Raw genomic sequence first — 20,935 nt, forward strand, 5'->3', positions numbered from 1 at the left:
TATTTTATGGAACATGCGACGTTTGCGAGGTGAAAATGCTTTCGAGTGCCCTGTTAGCAATTGGTTTTCTACTTTCGCCAAGAGCGTTTATGATTTCAGGTAGCGGCATAGGGTTGGCTGCCAACTGGTACATTGCCATCGTGGCTTTACTTTTCATAACGCACCTTGCGACGCTTCCTGCTATCAAGCTCAGCGATAAAAGCTCCAATGCTGGTCTGTTGGAGTCGTTTGGCTACGGATTGCGCTTTTTTACACTGGTTTTCTTTTCATGCTCAATTTTGGGAATTGCCGGTTACGCATTCAACGAAGTCTTCCTGTATTGGTTCCCGAACTTTCTTTTCAGTTTCATTATAGTAGCATGCTCATTCTTCACCAGCCTACTGTCTTTAAAGAACATAAAACGAATTCAACTCACTGTGGTCACAGCCATACTATTAGGTATCACGACTCTTTCCATTGCTTCGCTCTGGGCTCCATCCCCAAAAAACGCTGCGTTACCAGACTTCTTCCTGCCTTATGGAACAGCACCTTTCTCTGATGGACTTTTCTTAATGGCTCCTCTTCTTGTCGGTTATGAGCTTTTTGCAACTTCTTCTGCAAAAAACAAAACAAGCACAAAGTCGTATGTGCTTGCTCTTGGTATCGCAGTCTTCTTTCTGTCCATATTCGCCTACGCTGCACTGTGCGTTTCAGGAACAGAAAAACTCGCAGACTCAACGGTTCCTTATATGATTGGTGCAAGAAAAATTCTGGGACAAACTGGTCGTTATATAATGGGAGGCATCATCATATTAGGGAGTTATGTTGCCTTCAACACTACCCTTCAATTCCTCAAATCTCCTTTAATTACTTTTATGAATTCGCATTCGTTAACTCTCATTCCAAACAGTGAACTGGGAAGGCAGGTGATTGCAACGGCCATACCTGTTTTGACCGTTTCTGTACTACTTCTTCAGGGCTATGCTGGCGAGCCCATAACCGAATCATACATTGCCGGAGGCTTTGCGCTTTGGTTTATCTATTATGGTGTAAACACAGCCTCAGCCATCAATCACACAGGCTCTTTCTACATTAATATGCTAAAAACATCGGGCATAGTCTCATGTCTGTACCTTGCATACGCAACACTTCAACTCCCTGAACATCCATTTAAAGGACTTTTTATAGCTGCGTTTGTTTCCATAATTATCGTGTTGCTGAGCATAATCCTCAGGAGAAGGTTGTTACCCTAAAAATATCTGGTACAATGAAACAAAAAATTCATGGAGAAATTACTATGAAGCCAATCAGACTAGCCGCCTTGGTCATAATGATCTTGGCGTTTGTAGCTACGGCATTTGCCGTCGATGTACAGCGGATAGACAAAGATACGCTAAAGGCAGACATGAGTTCATACATCATAGTTGATGTGCGTACTGGATCTGACTGGAAAGGAAGCGAATTTAAAATTCAAGGAGCCGTACACCCTAAGGGCAACATTGTAGATTTTGCCAAAAGCAAAGGATGGGCAAAAGATGCAAAAATTGTTTTCTATTGTGCTTGACCTAGTGAGCATACAAGCGTCCGTGAGGCGCAGAAATTAATTGATGCAGGCTACAAAAATGTTTTCGCTCTGACTGGCGGCTGGAGAGACTGGTATAGAAACAAATATCCAGTTGAAGAAAAGTAGATTTAAAAACATCAGATTTGCCCCTAGGGGCAGTCTAGTTTTTTAGAAGATAGAAGAAAAAGCGATAGTCTTAGACTATCGCTTTTTCTTTCTTTCGCTATATTTTTTCACCTACATTTGAACCTAAAAAAAAATGCATAGATAAAACTTTGTTTATTTATAAAGCAATTCAACATGACATCCCAACATTCTCTTACCAACTACATTTTAATATAAAAATTGATATAGCGAACTGTCCCAGTATACGTTTTTTAAATTATTAGATATGGATAACAGGATGTTAAGACAATAAATGAGCATAAAATTATCTATTTTTTAATTAAGAATTCCATATGCAAACCGATAAATACAATAGGAGGCTTCATGCGAATCAACCTATTGAACAATTCCTTATTGGCGCAACAGCCCATGTTGAAATCTATAGCTTCACAACGAGGCGAACTAGTTAAGTCTAGCAGTGAAACGATTACAACTTCCTCTATCGATACTGCTGCTCAACAAATTCTTAGCCAAACAGATACAGTAAAAGTCACCCCTGTATATCTTACAAACGCTATGGCTCAAGGAGAAAACGCACTACTAAACGAAGTTATTTCGTTGAAAAATGAGCGTGACCAAAAAATAGCCGAAATAGTAAGCTGTGGCATTGAACCAACAAAAGCCAAGTACTTAGTTTCCTCAAAACAGGGAGTAAAAGGCTTAGCAGTTTTGAAGGAGTACAAATCTCAAAAAGCCGATGAGGTTATTGCAAACAGCACAAAAGACACAGAGAATCAGCAAGCTGAAACTTCTGAAGAGATGGTTGAAGAGCAAGTAGAAGTAACCAAAACAGACCCTACTTCTGGAGAGCAAGTTAAAGAAGTGCGAGTAGTAAAAAAGGTGCGCACAACAGCTACGCGTCCGTCTTCTAGTGAAATAGATATGAAAGTTCTGTCTTCAAATGCAGTTAAAGGACAGCATGTTAATATTACTGTTTAAGCTTTTCGCTTATCATGATGAATTGAGACGTGGACACGTTCTGTGGACCAATTCACCTGCGTTTATATGCCCTGCTAATGAGTATATTGTATTACCACAACAGGCTCAACGCGAAAAACACTTTCCACATATGACGTGAGACTTATCTAAAAAGTTATTCAATGATAGATAGCTGTTAAAACAATATTACACATCTCATCTCAACGTATGTCCCTTGCGAAACTCAGTAGGCGTAACCCCCTGCTTCTTTTTAAATAACCGTGAAAAATATTGGGGATACTCAAAGCCCAAGCGATACGCGATCTCCGTAACAGTCAAATTAGGAGACATGAGCAGCTCCTTTGCAACATCAAGCAAATGGAGATGAATATGATCAAGTGCCGACTTCCCCGTTTCTATCTTAAGAGAGTCGCTCAGGTAACCAGAAGAAATCCCCAGTCTATCTGCTATGCCTTGTACACTGGGAAGTCCCGTGTCCTCAAGACGCTCAGCACTAAATTCATTACTTAACACGTTGTTCAACTTATCATACATTCCTCCTACCATTTCCAATCTGTATAGGAACTGTCTTCTATAGAAGCGTTCTATATATTGAAGCAACGTTTGCAAGTGTGACAATAAAATACCTTTACTGAGCGAATCATACGAATCATTATACTCTAAGAGCATTGCCTCAAGAACTGAGTCGATGAGCTTTTCTTCTTTTTCTGAGATATGAAGAGCTTCATTTACCGAATAAGAAAAAAAGTGATATTTCTTAATGCTACGTTGTAGCTGATGGCCTAACAAAAATTCTTTATCAAAACTTATATGCGTTGCTTTAGAACTGACAACAAGCCTATCAAACACAACCCGCTGGCCGGGAGCTGTTAAAATAATACTCCCATTTTGACAGTCGTACTTCGATTGCCCATAAAGTAACTGTCCGCCTACCACTTTTTTCAATGAAATTGTATAAAAGTCGCAAGTAATGGCTACTGGCTCAAAACAACTATCCTTAGAAGCACTATTGCTGGTTTGCGTTTGATTAATGGCAAACATTGGGTGATTGGGGGAAGGGATACCTATATACCGATAAAGCTCTTCGATCGTTTTAAAATGATGCTCATTCATATCTTCTCCCATACAAATGTACCAGCCTCCACACAGTGAAGGCTGGCAATCTTTCTACCTTCCGTATTGCAAAAAGAAGTTAGTCATCTTTGCAATAGCTCGGTCAACATCTTTATCAATGTCATAAAGTGAAACGTGCCCTGCGCTTTCTACTTCATACAACTCTTTCGGCTCACTGGCAGCCTCATAAAAAACAACAGTCAGAGGACCAGTGCTATTCATTGCTTTACTCCCATATATTCCTAAATATGGAGTATACAAATTAGGAGCCATTGCGACTGCATTGTAACGAGGATAGTCTTCGTGTACAAACATTGGTCCTTTATGAGTGTAATTAGGATATGTCTCTTTTCCACCCCGTTTCGTCATATAGAAGTTATACCCTTCTTTATTAACTTCTAGGGCGCTTTCTGCCGGCTTTGTCTCAAGACCTAATAAATCCACATTTTCTTGCACGCCAGTTTCATAATACTTCTGATGTGCTTCGTTTGCCACCTGTAATGCTGCAACGGCCTGTTTACGACTTACAGTTGCAAAAAAACTTGCTTGATTATTCAGCATACCACTGACTGTCGCAATCGCTTTTAAACGTTTGTCCGTTAAAGCTGTCGTAACAATGTGAGTCGCACCAGCACAAATGCCGAGGCCGTACAAACGTTCTCGATCTACAAAGCTATGCATCCGCAAAAAGCTAATTGCATCAGAAATCCCTTCCAAAAAAGCTGGAGTATATTCATAAGAACGCAGCTCACCTTCACTTTCGCCATATCCTTTATGGTCAAAAGCAAATGCAATAAATCCGTTAGCTGCCAGTTTAGTACCGTATACACTACCCGTTTGCTCCTTTATTTGATTAAAAGGAGGTGTAATAACAACGGTCGGATATTGCTTTTCTAACGAAAACCCTTCAGGAAGAAACAATAAACCCGAAAGCTTAACTCCTTGGCTTTGAAAAAAGATGTGATTCTTTCCAGAATTCAACTGCAATGGCTCCATCATAAACTCCTTATTTGCTGTCTCTGCATATGTACCTACTGCTATTGCCAAAACAAAAACAAAGGCTGCGAGTATAGTTAACTTTTTCATTTGTAATCCTTTTACATGTAGTTAACTTCAATCTAAGAACGACTCTATGCGTAGCCAGCTATAAGAGCGATAAACAAACCACGTGAATACGAACACAAATCACATATGAGCAACTACTCCACCCGATCTTAACTAAAACAATTGAATGAACCTTTCCCCAAGCCTTCCTATACGACTTTGCTCAATAGTTTTCCTGAAGGCGACTTCAATTTATTGAAGCATTTCAGCTTGCAAAACAAGAAGAGGCCATCCATTACAATGGATGGCCTCTTCTTTGTCTCTAAATGGGCAAATAAATCGAGTTTAATGCACAATAGTTTTAGAGAAATAGTTAATTATACATACCCCTAAAAGGATAAACATCATCCCGACAACAGCGGGAAAATCGGGAATTTGGTTATATAAAATAACGCTTGTAAGTGTAACCAAAACAATACCTAATCCACACCAGATGGCATACGCCACCCCAACAGGCATCGTTTTAAGTACAAGTGAAAAAAAATAAAAAGTGGCAATATAGCCACCAATAACAACAAGGCTCGGCACTAGTTTTGTGAAACCGTCTGAAGCCTTTAAGGCGCTAGTTGCTATTACCTCTAGCACTATTGCCAAAGTAAGATGTACGTAAGCTGTCATTATTATCTTTCATTCATTACTGTTCATTAGGTGACTTGAAATTTTGCAACTACCTGTACGCTGCTAACCTCAAGTTAATGGCCATTCAACTTTCCAAAGGATTATGGGGAACTCTAATACATTAGACAAGATAATTTTATTTCTTTACTTACCGTTACAACTTGTAAGCGCTCTCCGTGAAACGCTTTTTTACAAAAATATATCCCGTTACGAAATCATGACACAGTCCACCTTGACTTGAGCAGCATCCCCCTTAATCGCATCACCATATTTATACATGCAAAAGGCATCTTTTTCGCTATAACTATCTGATTCTTGGTAAAAACTTTTTTTACTGCGTGTGTTACATGGCATTCTTCTTTAGTAACTCTAGAATAGGTAACACAGCACCATTACCTGCCTGAACTTTTGTCGAAACACTCATTCAAGTTCCCACATAAAATTTCGTCTTTCATTTTACCGTGACTTTCCACTCATTGTTCCTGACGCGATCCTTCATGCTCTACCTATGTTGTGACACTTACACCTCACCTTCCAATTGAGCAAAAAAATGATTTTGATTCAAAAAAATATTCGCTTATACTTTCAAGTGATTGCAGATATCACATTTCTACCTGCTTTATTCTTTTCCGTTTTATCTCTCTAATAATTAAAATCTTTTTCAGAAAATATATCTTTTGGAAGTATATGCTCACTTCTTATTTTTTAGTTTGACTCACAAAACACTTTATGATCGATAACGAAAATCAATGTCGTTATCAAAAACTTTTATTTGAAGGATTAAACATGAAAAGCTTATTTTACAGCGTATTAGCTGCAATCATTTCTTTTTCATTTCTAGTACCAACCACTGCTCATTCTACTGAACAAGAAGAAATTGTTGTATATTCTGCTCGCAAAGAACATCTCATCAAACCGTTATTCGATGCGTACACTAAAAAAACTGGAGTAAAAATTTCCTACATAACTGCTAAGGCAAACCCGCTGCTTGAACGCCTTAAAGCTGAAGGGAAAAATACTCCTGCAGATCTTCTTATCACTGTTGATGCCGGTAACCTTTGGCACGCAGCAGAAAGCGGCCTGCTCCAGCCTGTTGAGTCCAAAACACTCACCACTGCTGTTCCAGAAAACCTTCGTGATCCTCAAAATCTATGGTTTGGCTTATCAATTCGAGCCAGAACAATTGTCTACAACACCAACAAAGTCTCTGCCGATGAACTTTCCACATATGAAGATCTTGCAAGCTCTAAATGGAAAGGAAGACTCACCCTGCGTACATCCAAAAAGGTTTACAACCAGTCCCTTGTTGCTTCGTTACTTGAGCAGCATGGACCGGATAAAGCAGAAGAGATTGTAAAAGGTTGGGTAAACAACCTTGCAATTGATCCAACCTCCAATGACACTAAAGCGATGCAAGCTATAGCAAATGGGATTGGTGACGTAGCAATTGTTAATACATACTACTACGGTCGCCTCATGAAAGAATCTCCAGAACTTCCATTAAAACTATTCTGGCCTAACCAGAACTCTACTGGAGTTCACATGAACATTTCCGGTGCCGGCGTGACGAAGTATGCAAAAAATAAAGCTGGAGCGATCAAGCTGCTTGAATGGCTTGCTTCAGAAGAAGCACAGGAAACTTTTGGTGCCCTTAATCAGGAATTCCCTGTGAACCCTAGCGTAGCACCAAGCGAAGAAGTAAAGGCTTGGGGATCTTTTAAAGGTAACCCGATGAATGTAAAAGTATATGGTGAAAAGCAGGCTGACGCGATTAAACTTATGGATCGTGCTGGATATAAATAAATAACTAAGAGCGGCAGTTCTAGGCTGTCGCTCTTTTCTTAATGGCTATGAGAAAAATCCTTATCAAAATAATCCCACTGGCAGTTGCAGCCCTTGCAGTAACTCCAATTCTTGTCATTTTCTCTTCTGCTCTACAGCCACGAGGTGAACTTTGGGCGCACCTTATTGAAACCTCCCTGCCGTCGTTAACAATAAACACTCTTTCTCTGTGCCTAGGCGTTGCACTTGGCACAGGAATCTTAGGTATCATTCTTGGATGGCTCATAGCTGCATGTAACTTTCCGGGACGACGCTTCTTTTCGACAGCCCTTCTATTACCAATGGCAATTCCAACCTATGTCTTTGCATTCGTTTTTCTGGGACTTTTCGATTTTTCAAACCCACTACAGATTTTCTTGCGCAACAAATTTGGAATACCACCATTTGATGTGCGATCAATATGGACGGTCTGCCTAACAATGACACTCGCCTTGTATCCTTACGTTTATGTTATGGCAAAGGCAGGGTTCACAACACAAGGGCAACGATGTCTTGAAGCGGCACGAACTTTAGGCTGCACAACACAATCAGCCTTCTTCTCTGTAGCACTGCCACTCTGCCGTCCGTGGATCGCAACGGGCATTCTCTTAGTTCTTATGGAAACACTTGCAGACTTCGGAGCAGTTTCAGTTTTTAACTTTGATACATTTACAACAGCAGTCTACAAAGCGTGGTATGGCTTCTTTTCACTCTCAACTGCCTCTCAGCTTGCCTCAATACTCGTTATTCTTGCTCTCAGCTTGCTTACAAGCGAACAATATTTGCGAAAGAAAATGCGCTTCACTCAAGAGCAATCACATTTTAATCGAATACAACTTGCTAAGCCCAAAGCAATCCTAGCATGCACATTTTGCAGCATAATATTCTGTATTGGCTTTGTTCTCCCCGTAATTCAACTAACCCTCTGGGCGTTAGACACAACAGCCCTTGAATTATCAAGCCGATATTTAACCTTCAGCACTAACACTCTGTTACTCGGTATTCTTGCCGCTGTTGTGACCTGTATTGGCGCTCTTGCATTGGCTTATGCTGCACGTTTTCAACACACCAAAGCTACTCAATGGATCATTTCCCTTTCAACTCTAGGCTATTCACTTCCCGGAACTGTACTCGCTGTCGGGATCATTGCTCCTGTTGCGTATTTAGATAACCTTTACGTTGATATTGCTTCGTTGCTCACAAAACATCCTGCACAACCTATTCTGCAAGGAACTATTTGCGTACTCCTCATTGCTTACGGCATTCGCTTTATGGCTGCGGCATATGGCTCCATACACAGTAATATGCAACGAATAACACCATCTATGGATGACGCATCAATTCTCATGGGAGTGACAGGCTGGAAAATGCTTCGCAAAGTTCACCTTCCTCAATTGAAAACAGGACTTCTGACCGCAGCACTGCTTGTTCTGGTTGATGTGATGAAAGAAATGCCCATTACTCTCATGACCAGACCATTTGGGTGGGATACGCTAGCAGTGAAGATCTACGAACTAACAAGTGAAGGAGAATGGGAGCGCGCTGCCATCCCAGCTATTCTTCTTATCCTTGTTGGTTTGATACCTGTTCTATGTATTAATCAAAAAACTGATCCTGTTTAGTGAGCACAAAATGTTAAAAATTTCTTCCGTTCAAAAAAAATTTGATAAGAAATATGTCTTGTCGGATGTATCCCTTTCTTTACGTGAAGGACAAATTGGGTGCCTGTTAGGTGCAAGCGGATGCGGTAAGACTACATTATTGCGCATTATTGCTGGGTTTGAGGCAGTTGACTCTGGAGAAGTGAACATAGACAAGATGCTGGTATCTTCTGACAAGAAATTAACACCATCTGAAGAACGAAAAATAGGCATGGTATTTCAAGACTATGCGCTATTCCCGCATCTAACAGTTAAAGACAACATTGCTTTCGGATTACAGCAAAAGAGAAAAAGATTTCTTTCAGCTTCCCTCTCTAACGCCGATAAAATGCGTATTAGCAAGATGCTTTCCCTTGTTGGTCTAACGGAATCAGCAAACAAATTCCCACATCAACTCTCTGGGGGACAACAACAGAGAGTTGCCTTAGTACGCGCTCTTGCACCAAAGCCCAAACTACTACTGTTAGATGAACCTTTCTCAAATTTAGATGTAACGCTTAGGGAGCGTCTATCACTAGAAATGCGGAGCATTTTAAAAAAAGAAGGAATTACAGCTGTAATGGTTACCCACAACCAAAGTGAAGCTTTTGCTATGGCCGACACCATCGGTATTATGAATGAAGGCAAGCTTCATCAATGGGGCACCCCCTCAGAAGTGTATCACACACCCACGACCCCTTTTGTCGCAACTTTTATTGGCGAAGGTGAGTTAATTAAAGGTAACCTATCAAAAACAATGGTTAACACGGCATTGGGAACTTTTAATAAAGACTGTATTACATTCTTTCCTTCTCATAAAAATGGAGTAATGCTTGTACGTCCTGAAAAAATCTGTGTGTCTTCTTTAAAGGAAAACATCACCGAAGATGCGGTCAAAGGGATTATTGAAGATGTGAGATTCAAAGGAACTATCTGCAGCTGTTCAGTGAGATTGCCTTCAAATGAAATAATTACCGCCACAGTCCCCAACAATACTTCTTTATCGCAACATGATATTGTTGCTGTATCTTTCCGAAATTAAGGCAATTTTAAAGAAAGACATAAAAAAAGGCTTATGCGGCATTCGCATAAGCCTTATTAATTTATCATGTAGTACTATTTCTTACCGCCACCTTTTCCGCCGCCATTGCCGCCGCCTTTTCCATTTCCTCCACCTTTACCGTTTCCACCAGCATTACCTTTACCACCGGAATTTCCGCCCTTACCGCCACCCTTTCCAGAGTTACCGGAGCTGGCACCTCGAGCGCCTTTTTTAGATTGTCCGAGTCCAACGGCTTTGCTACCATGAGATTTTCCAATCTTTGCACCGGGTGCTGTTGAATATCCTTTTTTGGTATTGCGCGCGGTTGTCATATTTTTACTTTTACCACGCCCCATGGCACTGGCATGAGTCCCAATTTTACTTTTACCTTTTGCTTTACCAAGGGCTGCTCCTAGCACGCTAGGATGAACTCCAAGCTCATGAGCTATCTCTCCCCATCCCATTTCAGCATCACGCATGGCTGCAATATCCGCAGTACTTACCGACGTCATAGAAGCCATTGCAGCATCAGCAGCGGCCTGTGCGTCAGCTAAATTTGCTTCAGCTTCAGCAACAGCAGCTTCATCACCAATTTCTTTAGCTGCAGCTAAATCAGCCTCAGCATCTGCGACGGCTGCTACAGCTGCATCCACTTCGGCATCAGGCTTAGCTGCTACAGCTGCTGCTAACGCTTCTGCTTTTGCAGCTTGAGCTGGATTTGCAAAAGAAGAAGCTTGGTCAGTTTCGGTGTCTGTGCCTTCCTCTGTACCCGAGTCTTCGCTGGTGTCTTCACCTGCATCAGCTGCTTCTTCCGAACTTGCACTGGGAGTAGAAGAAACACTCGAATCTACATTCCCCTCTGATACAGCCCCTGTTTCAGCATATGAAACAACAGCAACAAAACTAATAAACAAACAGCAACAAATGCATAGAACAGCATTCAATTTATTCATCTTCATTTTTAAACACCTATTTAACCTTAGTTATAAAACGTACTGACTCAGGCAAGTACTTTATTTTCTTTCCATACCTGACTTTTTCTGACTGACCGAACCAACTCATTGGAAGCTGTTTCGTTTCAACATCTGGAACGTACTTAACAATGTAATTTCTAACTGCAAAAGCCCGTGCCTTTGCCAACGATTTCTTTCCTTTCACATTTGCTACGATATTCACAGAAAGATCAGGAGAGTTCTTCAACATGGCTCCCAGAAGTTTTAAAGAAGCAGTAGAATCCGTTTTTATCTTAGCAGTATCCTTTTCAAACTGTACTCCTATGAAGCTCACTCTTCTCTTGCCAATATAAAAATTACGCCAAGAAAAATCACCTAATGCATTTAAGCTTGAGACAGCTTTTAGAGCTGTATGCCCATCAGGGTAATACTTTAAATATCTTAGAAGAGCCTTATGTTCTCGTTTATAGCGCTGCATTCCATGCAAAGCGATCGCAGTATTATAGAGAGCTTCGGGGTCATACTCATCTTTTCTCAACACAATCTGATACTGGTCATATGCTTTTTTCCACTCATTTTTATCCAGATAGTTGTGCCCTAAATATAAATGTGCGTAAGTTGCTCTTGGATTTAGCTCAACTGCTTTCAGATATTGTTTGCGTTCATTTTTATAGTCCATGACAGCCCAGTAGTTGATACCAAGCCAAAAATGATAGTCCGCATCTCTCGGGTCAATGCTAACGGCTTTTTCCAAATGCGGTAACGCAGCTTCAGGCTTTTCTTGTGCTAATAACATTCTGCCCAAATAATACTGTGCCATTGCATCATTTGGATTTTCTGCTATTGCCTGCTCAAAATTTTTCTGCCCTTGGTCGTATTCTTCCATACCAAGGTAGTACTGCCCTTTCACTCCTGTACAACCAACAACTGATGCAACAAGCAAAAATAGAACTGCCAATCGACACATTAACTTCGATACATTCATCAAAAACTCTCAACCTCTTTAAAAGTAGAACTGGCTATCAACCTAATTAATTTCACTATTCCGTTCAGTAACACCTAATGATCTAGGCTGTAGGGCAAAGTTCCTTGCAAAGGCATTCGGTAATATTCCAGCTTCAACAGCAGAACTTGCTTTTGTAATAAAGTCATCAGGATCTACCCCTGTTGCAATAACAATTGAAAAGAGCTGAGTAACTTCTTTCCAGCGCATCAAGGTGGCATCATCCTTCATCACAAGACGCATAAAGCCTTGTAACTCATTAAAAGAAACACCGGCTTGTTTTAGTAAGGCATACAGCTTTAACCCTTCCACAATGCTCTTCAAACTCCGCGAAGCATAAGCGGTAACAAATGCTGTTTGCTGTGCTCGCGATATCCCCTGCGCACTCACCTCAACCATGTTTTTAATAATACTTTTATCAGGCGCTTTACCTGTCAACTCATGAAGCAACTGCTTAGAAAACTGCATCTCAACAAGCATAGCATTTACCGCGCTACATATTCTGGAAGCTGAAACACCTTTTGCTCTCCCCTCAATCACTTTTTCTTCAAAAACATTGAGTGGAAGCCCTTCCCTTTGGGCTGCAATAAGCTTTGCTAACAGGCAGCTTGCCTGCTGACTTTCAAGTCTATCTTCAAGAGCATCTTGAGTAATCAAAAGAAGTAGCTCTTTGCTGATCTTTGCCTCGTTTGCCATTTCAACCTGTTTAGAAAATGACTTTGTGCTTATATCAGTTGTTGAAGCGAGTGCTGGAAAACTAACGAGTAATCCCGAAAAAAACAAAATGGAGATTGAGTACTTCTTCAAACTTAACAATCGGATGAAGCTACAAGTCATGTCGCACTCCGCCAACCTGAATCAAAGAATTTTTGTTACCAAAGCTATCTTGAACATAGAAAAGCGCTCTCGGATCTGGAATAGACGATTCACCATTAACAAGGAACACATACTCATAGTCCCCTTCTGGAAGTTCATGTTCTAGAATCCACGTCTTTTGCTGCTCGTCATAACTCATTTCAAACCCACGGCTTTGCCATTTATTAAATGAGCCGATCACGACAGCTGATGAAAACTTTTGTTCTGGGTCGTATAATGCAAACCGAACTGGTTGTTGTTTGACCATAGTTACAGGTCTAGACGCTACTTTTGAAAAATTTAACGGAGCGAAAACAACGGCACTACCGCAAAAGACCATTAGAACTACAGCAAGCTGCAATGGTGAAAAGGAAAATGTTATCGGCCTTGTTATCTTATCCCACATACACCCACAGATATGCTTAAAACTCTGATGAGACGTTCTTGACTCTACTTCTGGAAGTTTAGCCAGTATGTTTTTAGTAAAATTTTCGGGTGGATCAATATCAATAAATTCTTCAGAAAGAATATTTCGGAGTTGTTGTTCAATTTTTGTATCGTTCTTCATTCCTTACCCCCACTGCATTTGAAATAATCTGAATCCCCCGTTTCAAACGCATTTTTGCCGCACTCACTCCAATGCCCAATGAATCTGCAACCTCTTTGACCGGCAAGTCATCTCGATACCGCAGCAGAAGAGCTTCGCGATAAAGATCCGGAAGCTCGTGTACAATTTGCATAATGCTACGACCAAGCACACATGCTTCAACACTGGAGTCATAAAACACCTGCTCTATATCCAACTCATCAGTAAAAAAGTTTTTCTTTCCCTCCCTACGCCAGTAGTCACGTAACGTATTTATTGCGATAGCATTAAGCCATGTGGAAAACTTCTTGTCATGAACATACTGCCCAAGGTTTTCATACGCTTTCAAAAAAACATCTTGAGCAAGCTCAGCTGCTACGGCCTGAGATCGTATAGAGCGGACAAATATACTGTAAATTTTTGATTGATACTTAGTAATCAGCAACGCGTATGCTTCAGTGTCTCCCTTAAGGACAGAGACAACAACTTCATTATCAGAAACAGCATCGTTACTTTGGTGATTTGAGCTACGCATTATATTCTAATACGCAGTTGAAGAGAGTTTGGTCACAAAAAAATTATATTTTTTATTTTCCTTAAAATATCAGCATGTCATGATCTACAAATGTAATACGATTATGACCAATAAATATACTTTTCAGTACTCCATCTTTTTTCTCATTAGCTTTGGATAAAAAATCTCTCCTCAAGTTTACTACAAGCTTTATAGCTTTAACGGCATTGCCTGCATAAAATTATCTTTGCACACTCGCTGCGGTTTATGATTTTACTTTTTTTCTATTAAACAACAGTACACACTCACATTTATATAGACATGTATTTCAAAAAAGCATAAACCTCCCTAGCTCAAAAAAAATCTTACTTTTTTTTAAAAAATAACCATACATAACGATATGTTAAACAAATATACATTCGGATGGAAAGAGTGGGTTTTGCTCCCAAACTTAAACACATCAGCCATCCTTGCAAAACTGGATACTGGAGCTCGTACTTCTTCACTTCATACCGTCCATGAAAAAGTTTTTCTCAAAGACGGTGTGAAATGGATAAGGTTCTGTATTGCACTTGATTCTGATGAAAAAAGGACTGCAATAGCCGAAGCCCCTTTACTTGAAACCCGCAATGTAACCAACTCGGGCGGCCAAACTGAAGAGCGCTTCGTTATCGAAACTAAACTTTGCATAGGGAGCTGGCAAAATATTGCAGAGGTCACGCTCACTCGAAGAAGAGGGATGAAATGCCAAATGCTGATTGGAAGATCTGCTCTTTCAGGTTTAGCAATAATTGATCCCGAACATACTTTTTTACACCCACTCATAGAATGCGAATAAAACCATGAAAATTGCGATTCTCTCTCGAAAGGCTGAACTGTACTCTACTAGTAGACTTGTTGAAGCCGGCACAGCCCGTGGACACGAAGTTGAAGTAATCAACCCCCTACGATGCTATATGAATATTACTGCACACAACCCATCTGTTTATTATCGTGGACAAGAATTAACAGATATCGACGCAATTATTCCAAGAATCGGTGCTTCTATTACTTTTTATGGAACAGCGGTTGTTAGGCAGTTCGAAATGATGGGAGTATATTGTGTAAATGAGTCTGTAGCTATTACGCGATCAAGGGATAAGCTTCGTAGCCTTCAACTTTTGGCACGAAAAGGAATCGGCTTACCTGTTACAGGCTTTGCAAACTCAACAATGTATACGCAAGATCTTATTGAACTTGTAGGAGGCGCCCCTTTAGTCGTTAAACTGTTAGAGGGTACACAAGGCGTCGGCGTAGTTTTAGCAGAAACACATTCAGCAGCAGAAAGTGTTATTGAAGCATTTCGAGGTCTAAAAGCTAACTTTATTGTTCAAGAATATATTAAAGAGGCAAAAGGAAGTGATATTCGGTGCATCGTAGTAGGTGGGAAAGTTGTTGCCTCAATGATGCGCAAAGGAAAAGAGGGAGAGTTTCGCTCAAACCTTCATCGAGGTGGGTCTGCTTCTGTCGTTCGTATTACTCCTGAAGAGCGCTCAACCGCAGTAAGAGCCGCTAAAATTATGGGTCTAGGTGTTGCTGGAGTTGACTTACTTCGTTCAAACCATGGCCCTGTTGTTATGGAGGTAAACTCTTCACCTGGATTAGAGGGGGTTGAAGGAGCCACAGGAAAAGATATTGCGGGCATGATTATAGATCATATAGCTAAAAACGCCTGCCCGGGAAATACTCGAACAAAAGGTAAGGGCTAAAGTCAAAAAGCAGCAAAAATAAAGAGAGGAGTTTTAATAAACTCCTCTCTTTATTTATCCACACCTTATCTGCTTAAATACATATGGGATGTCAGCGACACTAATCTAATAATCCTTCTCCCGCATTTTTCGAGGCTCTCTGCGTCCAGACATCCAGTCAGCGTCACACTCGTCTTGCCATAAATCGTCCTCTGCAACAGATGCGGAACGAATAATAAGATAGCCAATCTGACCATCTCTACGGATATAACCTGAAACATCAAGCCACTCACCAATATATGAAAACAGATTCAAACCACTGCGATTTTCTTCAACAATGTATCCGTCATTAGTGGTAGTTACTAACATCAACCCTTCAGGTTCGTCACAACATTTGATCCAAGGCTGCAATATTCCGCTAAGCTGTACAGTTTTCTGCTCACAATTCATGACATTCTCCAAACTAATGCTTCAAGCAGATAGGAACAAGCACTATTCAATTGTATGATGGTGTATAGAATAAAATAATGCTTGTTGGGACAGTTGATTTTTAAGGGAAACCTTGGCTGCTTACCAAGGCCTCCCATCCTACATGGCACAATGTTATTGTCTCTACTACGGGGCCAGAGCCTACTGAAGCTACTAGTGTCTTCCCAAAGGATATGAGCTAGGATATGTCAGACACATTAGCCGTGGATAATACAATAGCACCCTGTTTTTAACTACAGCTAGAAAGATAAAAACGTAATGGAGACAAATAACAGTAAACATCTATGCTTATTTATTTTCGCTAGCTTCAACTTCCATAACTAACGATAACTCTCCACCTTCATAAATGTTAATTTTGGTTACCTGTAACGCTGCTTTATCGTCAACAATGGCATAATCACCCGCAATCTCGACTTGCATTCCCTCTAAGGTAGTATCGTTCACGTTCAAAAGTAAAATTTCATACTCACCGTCATCGAGATATACTTTTTCACCTTTAATAATGATATTACCTGCAATTAGGGTATTGGGTTCTACAATATCAAATTGCTGAGCTTTTGATTCACCAATAACCAACAGTGCCATTACCATGCTTATACATAGAAAGATTGTTTTCCTCATTTACTCTTTCCGTTGCCAAAGCTTTTATTCATTTTTAACAATGCCTCCATATATGATGACATCATCTTTGATAGGTAATGGATCTTTCATTCTCCAATGCGATAAAGCATATACAATGCCAATATCGTAACAGCTTGTTTTCACTGCACTTACCAATCAAAAAGACAAAAAAAAAGAACCACAAGTTCTTATTACTAAGAGAGAGTGGTTCTACTTTCGAACAAAATCATCTATCTAAATAGGTAGTTACTCAATTTTTAAAGGAAAATATGCTTTACCAAAAACAGAACTAAAAGTTCTTATTTTAACAAATTAAGAACTTTTAGTTCCTATCGATAATCATCCTTTTTTAATCCATGTTTCAACATCAACTTATGCAGTTGACGGGTTGTAACACCAGCCTGTTCAGCCGCCTTATTAATTTTTCCATTCTTAGCCAACAATAACTCCGAGAGATATACGAATTCAAAACGATCAACCACACCTTGGCGTGCTTTGCCTAAAGGAACCGATATATCGGCATGCGTATCTAATGCCCCTCTGGAAAGTGCTGAGATCTCATTGGGGATATTCTCTAGACGAATAACGGTATTTTTTTCCAGTATACAAGCACGTTCAATTACATTTTCCAACTCTCGGACATTTCCAGGCCACGAATATCTTTTAAAGGCTGCTAGCACCTTAGGATGTAATCCTTCTATTTCCTTACCAAGTATTAAGTTGTTATTTTGAATAAAAGTTTTTGCAAATGATGCTAAATCATCTCGACGTTCCCTTAGCGAAGGGATGTGTATTGGAAAAACATTTAAACGGTAATACAAGTCCTTGCGAAATTTTCCAAGTTCACACTGTGCCCATAGATCATCATTTGTTGCAGCAATAACTCGCACATCAACCCTGTGCTCCTTATCACTACCAACACGCTGCACGGTCTGTTCTTGAAGTGCATGTAGTAACTTAATTTGCATAGAGGCGGTGATTGTGCCTACCTCATCCAAAAAAAGGGTTCCCCCCTCAGCTGCTCCAAATTTACCTACAGTATCTCTTAATGCCCCGGTAAAAGCGCCACGCGTATGCCCAAATAATTCACTTTCAATCAGTGAATCTGGAATAGCCCCGCAATGAAGACTAACAAACGGTTTTTCTTTTCGTGTACTATGCGAATGAATAAGTTTCGCTATAACACTCTTACCAACACCCGTTTCTCCGCTTAGCAAAACAGTTGTTTTTGTAGTGGCCATTTGTCTGACCATTGAAAAAACATCACGCATCAAACAACTATTAGTTTTTACCATCTGGAGAGACTGCTCATTCCAAAAACCGTCCTGCAGATAACCTAACTCGTGCTCGCGTGCCAAGTCACGGTCAAGCCGTGACAACACTAAAGTTACTTCTGAAGGCATAAGCGGATAAGCTAGATAATCCACCGCGCCGACGTTAATCGCTTCTACTGCGTATCTTATTTCTGAAGTATTTACTAAAACAACAACATCCGCCCTAGAAGCTCTTTTCCATATATAATTTAAACCGTCAGATATCCCGACCTTATCACCAAGCAACAATCCGTAATCAATAAAAAAAACATCAGTTTCACCGTTAGTAGCCCTTTCATCAAAGACACTAGAAACACTAACGGTTGTCTGGGGACGCAATTTGAGAATACTATTTTTGAGCATCTCGCTAGCCTGAACGTCAGGAGTAATAATTTGATATTGTAACATATTAAATTCCTATTTCTCAAATTTACGAAGTTACCTACTCCTTGGCAATAAAAAAGAGCCACTAAATCATCATCATCTTAGACAGATGAAGTTACCTCACTAACAGTCTTGAAATCTCATTGAAGTCGACGGCAAGCTCGTTTTCCCTGCCGACGCTCCTCCAATCTACGGTAGACAAATCATCTACTTTCTCGATCATGTAAACCTCTCCGCTCTGGAAATATTGAGCAGCCTTCTCAAGCACAACGAGTAACAACGCCCCAACAGCCGCGCTCAACCCAGACGGGAGTGTACCCAAGCAGTCCACCACTGCCGGATCTCCCAGAGGGAGCATACAATCCGGCAGATCAGAAAGATAAAGAAGCGTTCCTTTCAAAGCGCTCCTCCGGAAACTCTGAATGGACGCTGAAACACGCACGAACGCAAGGCAGCCCATTTGAGTTAAAAACTGGTGCGGTCATTCCTGGCATCATGATTTCAGGGATCAACTCAGACTTACCAGGGCAACTCATCGGGCAAGTCTCACAAAACGTCTATGACACGGCCACAGGAAAATATCTCCTCATCCCGCAAGGCAGCAGGATGATCGGTGTCTATGACTCCAGAGTAGTCGCTGGCCAGTCCCGCGTTCTCGTTGCATGGAACCGCATCATCTTTCAAGACGGATCTTCCATAACGCTCGGCTCAATGACCGGTGCCGATATGGCAGGCTACAGCGGTTTTTCTGACCACACTGACAACCACTACTTTCGAACCTTCGGAACGGCTGCACTCATGAGCATTATCTCCGGCGTCGGAGCCTACGCCTCTGACACGTTCAAAAGTGACACAGCTTCAAACGATAAACCGTCTCTTCAGGACGAGCTAGGCTCTGCTCTTTCAAGCGAGCTTGGCAAATCAAGCCAACGCCTGTTGCAGCAGAACTTAAACGTTCAGCCGACTCTCACCATTCGCCCTGGCTACCGTTTCAATATGGTTGTTCAAAAAGACATCGTCTTCAGCAGCCCCTACAAACCGTGGAGATAAGCCATGTCAGACAAACCAAAATACGGACTTGGCAGCGTTAAAAAATACAAATTCTTATGGCTGTTCTATCCAGCGACCTTGGTTCTTCTTGCTTTAATCGCCTTCAGTGTTGCCACTCAACAGGTGGCAGCCACCTACAACTACCATCCTGCTCTAAACGGCATGATCTTCAACAATTGGTATGTGCCCTGGGCAATCTTAGGTTGGAGCCAGCAGTTTCCGGAAGCCGCAAAAGTCATAGATGACGCGACGCTCACAGGACAATTGGTATTCGTAGTTCCGCTATTTGCTATCTTCGGCCTTTGGCAGTTCTTCATGCGCACCCCGAACCTCTACAAAGATCTTCACGGTTCAGCTCGCTGGGCAAAGAAAAAGGACATTCAAAAAGCAGGACTCTTTGCTGACAAAGGCGTGTATGTCGGCGGTTGGCAGGATAAAGAGAACCTTCGCTACCTTCGGCACAGCGGCGCAGAACACATCCTTGTGTTCGCTCCTACTCGATCGGGTAAAGGCGTCGGGCTTGTTCTTCCTACACTCCTTAGCTGGAAAGAAAGTCTCATCGCTCTCGACATCAAAGGAGAGAACTGGGCACTCACTGCCGGCTGGCGACAAAAGCAAGGGCACAGGGTTCTTCGTTTCGAACCGACTGATAAAACCGCCAGTGGTGCACGATTTAACCCGCTTCAAGAGATCCGCCTGCACACCGCACACGCGATCGCAGACACGCAGAACATTGCCAGCATGATCGTTGATCCGGACGGCAAGGGCTTGAAAGATTATTGGAACAAAGCAGCATTTGCACTGCTTGGCGGCGCTATTCTGCACTGCCTCATTGTGACACTTCAAAAGAAAGACCGAATCGCAAACTTAAGTGACCTTGGCTTGATGCTCGCTGATCCGGAGAAAGACAATGCTGTACTCTTCCAGGAAATGCTCATCGCAGACCACGCAACCTTTCTGCAGAATGCACTTGGAGCAAGCAAAGAAGAGGCATTAAGTGTTCAGCGCTTCATTGCTTCTTCAGCTCGCGAAATGCTTAACAAGGCTGACAACGAGCTATCCGGTGTTGTTTCAACAGCAGTTGCGAACCTCGCTTTGTACCGAGATCCAATTGTTGCGGCCAACACAGCTGAATGTGACTTCCGCATTGATGATCTGATGAACTATGAGGCTCCGGTGTCTTTGTACCTTGTCATCCGACCATCAGACATTGACCGCCTGAGGCCGCTGATCCGTCTTATCCTCAACATCATCTTACGGCGTCTTACTGAAGACATGGAATTTGAGGACGGACGCTCTGTTGCAGGCTACAAGCATCAACTGCTCCTTATGATGGATGAATTTACCTCGCTCGGCCGTCTTGAAATCTTTGAGCGTTCCCTTGCATTCATGGGTGGCTTCGGTCTGAAAGCGTACTTCATCGTGCAGGACTTAACGCAGCTCCACGCAGCGTAC

At 41.4% G+C, this 20,935-nt stretch carries 21 protein-coding genes; 10 read left to right on the plus strand and 11 right to left on the minus strand.

All coding sequences use genetic code 11. From position 1 onward, the window contains the following. Nucleotides 1-89: 89 nt before the first annotated feature. The 3 genes from QZY95_RS03245 (at nucleotide 90) to QZY95_RS03255 (ending at nucleotide 2,647) form a co-directional block, all read left to right on the plus strand. Nucleotides 90-1,232 carry a hypothetical protein gene (locus QZY95_RS03245; protein WP_290919283.1) on the plus strand — a complete coding sequence of 381 codons (1,143 nt, stop codon included), beginning with the start codon at nucleotides 90-92 and terminating at the stop codon, nucleotides 1,230-1,232. A gap of 44 nt (nucleotides 1,233-1,276) precedes the next feature. Then, nucleotides 1,277-1,669, plus strand: a complete 393-nt coding sequence (locus tag QZY95_RS03250; RefSeq protein ID WP_290919285.1) for a rhodanese-related (seleno)protein — start codon at nucleotides 1,277-1,279, stop codon at nucleotides 1,667-1,669. Between the two features lie 363 nt (nucleotides 1,670-2,032). Beyond that, the gene (locus QZY95_RS03255; RefSeq protein ID WP_290919287.1) at nucleotides 2,033-2,647 is read left to right on the plus strand and encodes a hypothetical protein; all 615 of its coding nucleotides are present in this window, start codon (nucleotides 2,033-2,035) and stop codon (nucleotides 2,645-2,647) included. A gap of 195 nt (nucleotides 2,648-2,842) precedes the next feature. Here the strand turns inward: QZY95_RS03255 and QZY95_RS03260 are convergent, their stop codons facing one another. The 3 genes from QZY95_RS03260 to QZY95_RS03270 form a co-directional block, all read right to left on the minus strand. Next, on the minus strand, nucleotides 2,843-3,772 hold the full coding sequence (locus tag QZY95_RS03260; RefSeq protein WP_290919289.1) for an AraC family transcriptional regulator: 930 nt from the start codon (nucleotides 3,770-3,772) through the stop codon (nucleotides 2,843-2,845). A 42-nt stretch (nucleotides 3,773-3,814) separates the two neighbouring features. After that, nucleotides 3,815-4,846, minus strand: a complete 1,032-nt coding sequence (locus QZY95_RS03265) for an alpha/beta hydrolase (protein ID WP_290919291.1) — start codon at nucleotides 4,844-4,846, stop codon at nucleotides 3,815-3,817. Nucleotides 4,847-5,149: 303 nt separating this feature from the next. Further along, the gene (locus tag QZY95_RS03270) at nucleotides 5,150-5,482 is read right to left on the minus strand and encodes a multidrug efflux SMR transporter (protein WP_290919293.1); all 333 of its coding nucleotides are present in this window, start codon (nucleotides 5,480-5,482) and stop codon (nucleotides 5,150-5,152) included. 786 nt (nucleotides 5,483-6,268) lie between these two features. Here QZY95_RS03270 and QZY95_RS03275 point away from each other — a divergent pair. Genes QZY95_RS03275 through QZY95_RS03285 form a run of 3 tightly spaced genes read left to right on the plus strand, consistent with a single transcriptional unit; the run spans nucleotide 6,269 to nucleotide 9,985 of the window. After that, complete coding sequence (locus QZY95_RS03275; protein ID WP_290919295.1) at nucleotides 6,269-7,285, plus strand: Fe(3+) ABC transporter substrate-binding protein; 1,017 nt, start codon at nucleotides 6,269-6,271, stop codon at nucleotides 7,283-7,285. A gap of 41 nt (nucleotides 7,286-7,326) precedes the next feature. After that, the gene (locus tag QZY95_RS03280; RefSeq protein WP_290919297.1) at nucleotides 7,327-8,925 is read left to right on the plus strand and encodes an iron ABC transporter permease; all 1,599 of its coding nucleotides are present in this window, start codon (nucleotides 7,327-7,329) and stop codon (nucleotides 8,923-8,925) included. A 10-nt stretch (nucleotides 8,926-8,935) separates the two neighbouring features. Continuing rightward, nucleotides 8,936-9,985 carry an ABC transporter ATP-binding protein gene (locus QZY95_RS03285; protein ID WP_290919299.1) on the plus strand — a complete coding sequence of 350 codons (1,050 nt, stop codon included), beginning with the start codon at nucleotides 8,936-8,938 and terminating at the stop codon, nucleotides 9,983-9,985. 74 nt (nucleotides 9,986-10,059) lie between these two features. Here the strand turns inward: QZY95_RS03285 and QZY95_RS03290 are convergent, their stop codons facing one another. Genes QZY95_RS03290 through QZY95_RS03310 form a run of 5 tightly spaced genes read right to left on the minus strand, consistent with a single transcriptional unit; the run spans nucleotide 10,060 to nucleotide 13,917 of the window. Then, nucleotides 10,060-10,944, minus strand: coding sequence for a hypothetical protein (locus QZY95_RS03290; protein ID WP_290919301.1), 885 nt, complete (start codon nucleotides 10,942-10,944; stop codon nucleotides 10,060-10,062). 10 nt (nucleotides 10,945-10,954) lie between these two features. Continuing rightward, a complete protein-coding gene (locus tag QZY95_RS03295; RefSeq protein ID WP_290919303.1) occupies nucleotides 10,955-11,923 on the minus strand; it encodes a tetratricopeptide repeat protein in 969 nt (322 codons plus the stop codon). A gap of 42 nt (nucleotides 11,924-11,965) precedes the next feature. Then, a complete protein-coding gene (locus tag QZY95_RS03300) occupies nucleotides 11,966-12,778 on the minus strand; it encodes a hypothetical protein (RefSeq protein WP_290919305.1) in 813 nt (270 codons plus the stop codon). After that, the gene (locus tag QZY95_RS03305; protein WP_290919307.1) at nucleotides 12,768-13,364 is read right to left on the minus strand and encodes a glycogen-binding domain-containing protein; all 597 of its coding nucleotides are present in this window, start codon (nucleotides 13,362-13,364) and stop codon (nucleotides 12,768-12,770) included. Before QZY95_RS03305 ends, QZY95_RS03300 begins: the two co-directional genes overlap by 11 nt. After that, a complete protein-coding gene (locus QZY95_RS03310) occupies nucleotides 13,342-13,917 on the minus strand; it encodes an RNA polymerase sigma factor (RefSeq protein ID WP_290919309.1) in 576 nt (191 codons plus the stop codon). The genes QZY95_RS03305 and QZY95_RS03310 overlap by 23 nt, the downstream gene beginning before the upstream one ends. 379 nt (nucleotides 13,918-14,296) lie before the next feature. Between QZY95_RS03310 and QZY95_RS03315 the strand changes: the two genes are divergently transcribed. Beyond that, nucleotides 14,297-14,734 carry an ATP-dependent zinc protease gene (locus QZY95_RS03315; RefSeq protein WP_290919311.1) on the plus strand — a complete coding sequence of 146 codons (438 nt, stop codon included), beginning with the start codon at nucleotides 14,297-14,299 and terminating at the stop codon, nucleotides 14,732-14,734. Between the two features lie 4 nt (nucleotides 14,735-14,738). After that, a complete protein-coding gene (rimK, locus tag QZY95_RS03320) occupies nucleotides 14,739-15,644 on the plus strand; it encodes a 30S ribosomal protein S6--L-glutamate ligase (protein ID WP_290919313.1) in 906 nt (301 codons plus the stop codon). A gap of 105 nt (nucleotides 15,645-15,749) precedes the next feature. Here the strand turns inward: rimK and QZY95_RS03325 are convergent, their stop codons facing one another. The 3 genes from QZY95_RS03325 to QZY95_RS03335 form a co-directional block, all read right to left on the minus strand. Then, nucleotides 15,750-16,073, minus strand: a complete 324-nt coding sequence (locus tag QZY95_RS03325) for a hypothetical protein (protein ID WP_290919315.1) — start codon at nucleotides 16,071-16,073, stop codon at nucleotides 15,750-15,752. 327 nt (nucleotides 16,074-16,400) lie between these two features. Next, on the minus strand, nucleotides 16,401-16,697 hold the full coding sequence (locus QZY95_RS03330) for a hypothetical protein (protein WP_290919317.1): 297 nt from the start codon (nucleotides 16,695-16,697) through the stop codon (nucleotides 16,401-16,403). A 365-nt stretch (nucleotides 16,698-17,062) separates the two neighbouring features. Next, the gene (locus QZY95_RS03335; protein ID WP_290919320.1) at nucleotides 17,063-18,454 is read right to left on the minus strand and encodes a sigma-54 dependent transcriptional regulator; all 1,392 of its coding nucleotides are present in this window, start codon (nucleotides 18,452-18,454) and stop codon (nucleotides 17,063-17,065) included. A 288-nt stretch (nucleotides 18,455-18,742) separates the two neighbouring features. Here QZY95_RS03335 and QZY95_RS03340 point away from each other — a divergent pair, with 288 nt between their 5' ends. Continuing rightward, nucleotides 18,743-19,480, plus strand: coding sequence for a TrbI/VirB10 family protein (locus tag QZY95_RS03340; RefSeq protein ID WP_290919322.1), 738 nt, complete (start codon nucleotides 18,743-18,745; stop codon nucleotides 19,478-19,480). 3 nt (nucleotides 19,481-19,483) lie between these two features. Continuing rightward, nucleotides 19,484-20,935: type IV secretory system conjugative DNA transfer family protein (locus tag QZY95_RS03345; protein WP_290919324.1), on the plus strand; the 1,452-nt coding region annotated here is incomplete at its 3' end.

It is taken from the genome of Halodesulfovibrio sp. (genome assembly GCF_015482765.1).
Lineage (GTDB): Bacteria > Desulfobacterota > Desulfovibrionia > Desulfovibrionales > Desulfovibrionaceae > Halodesulfovibrio.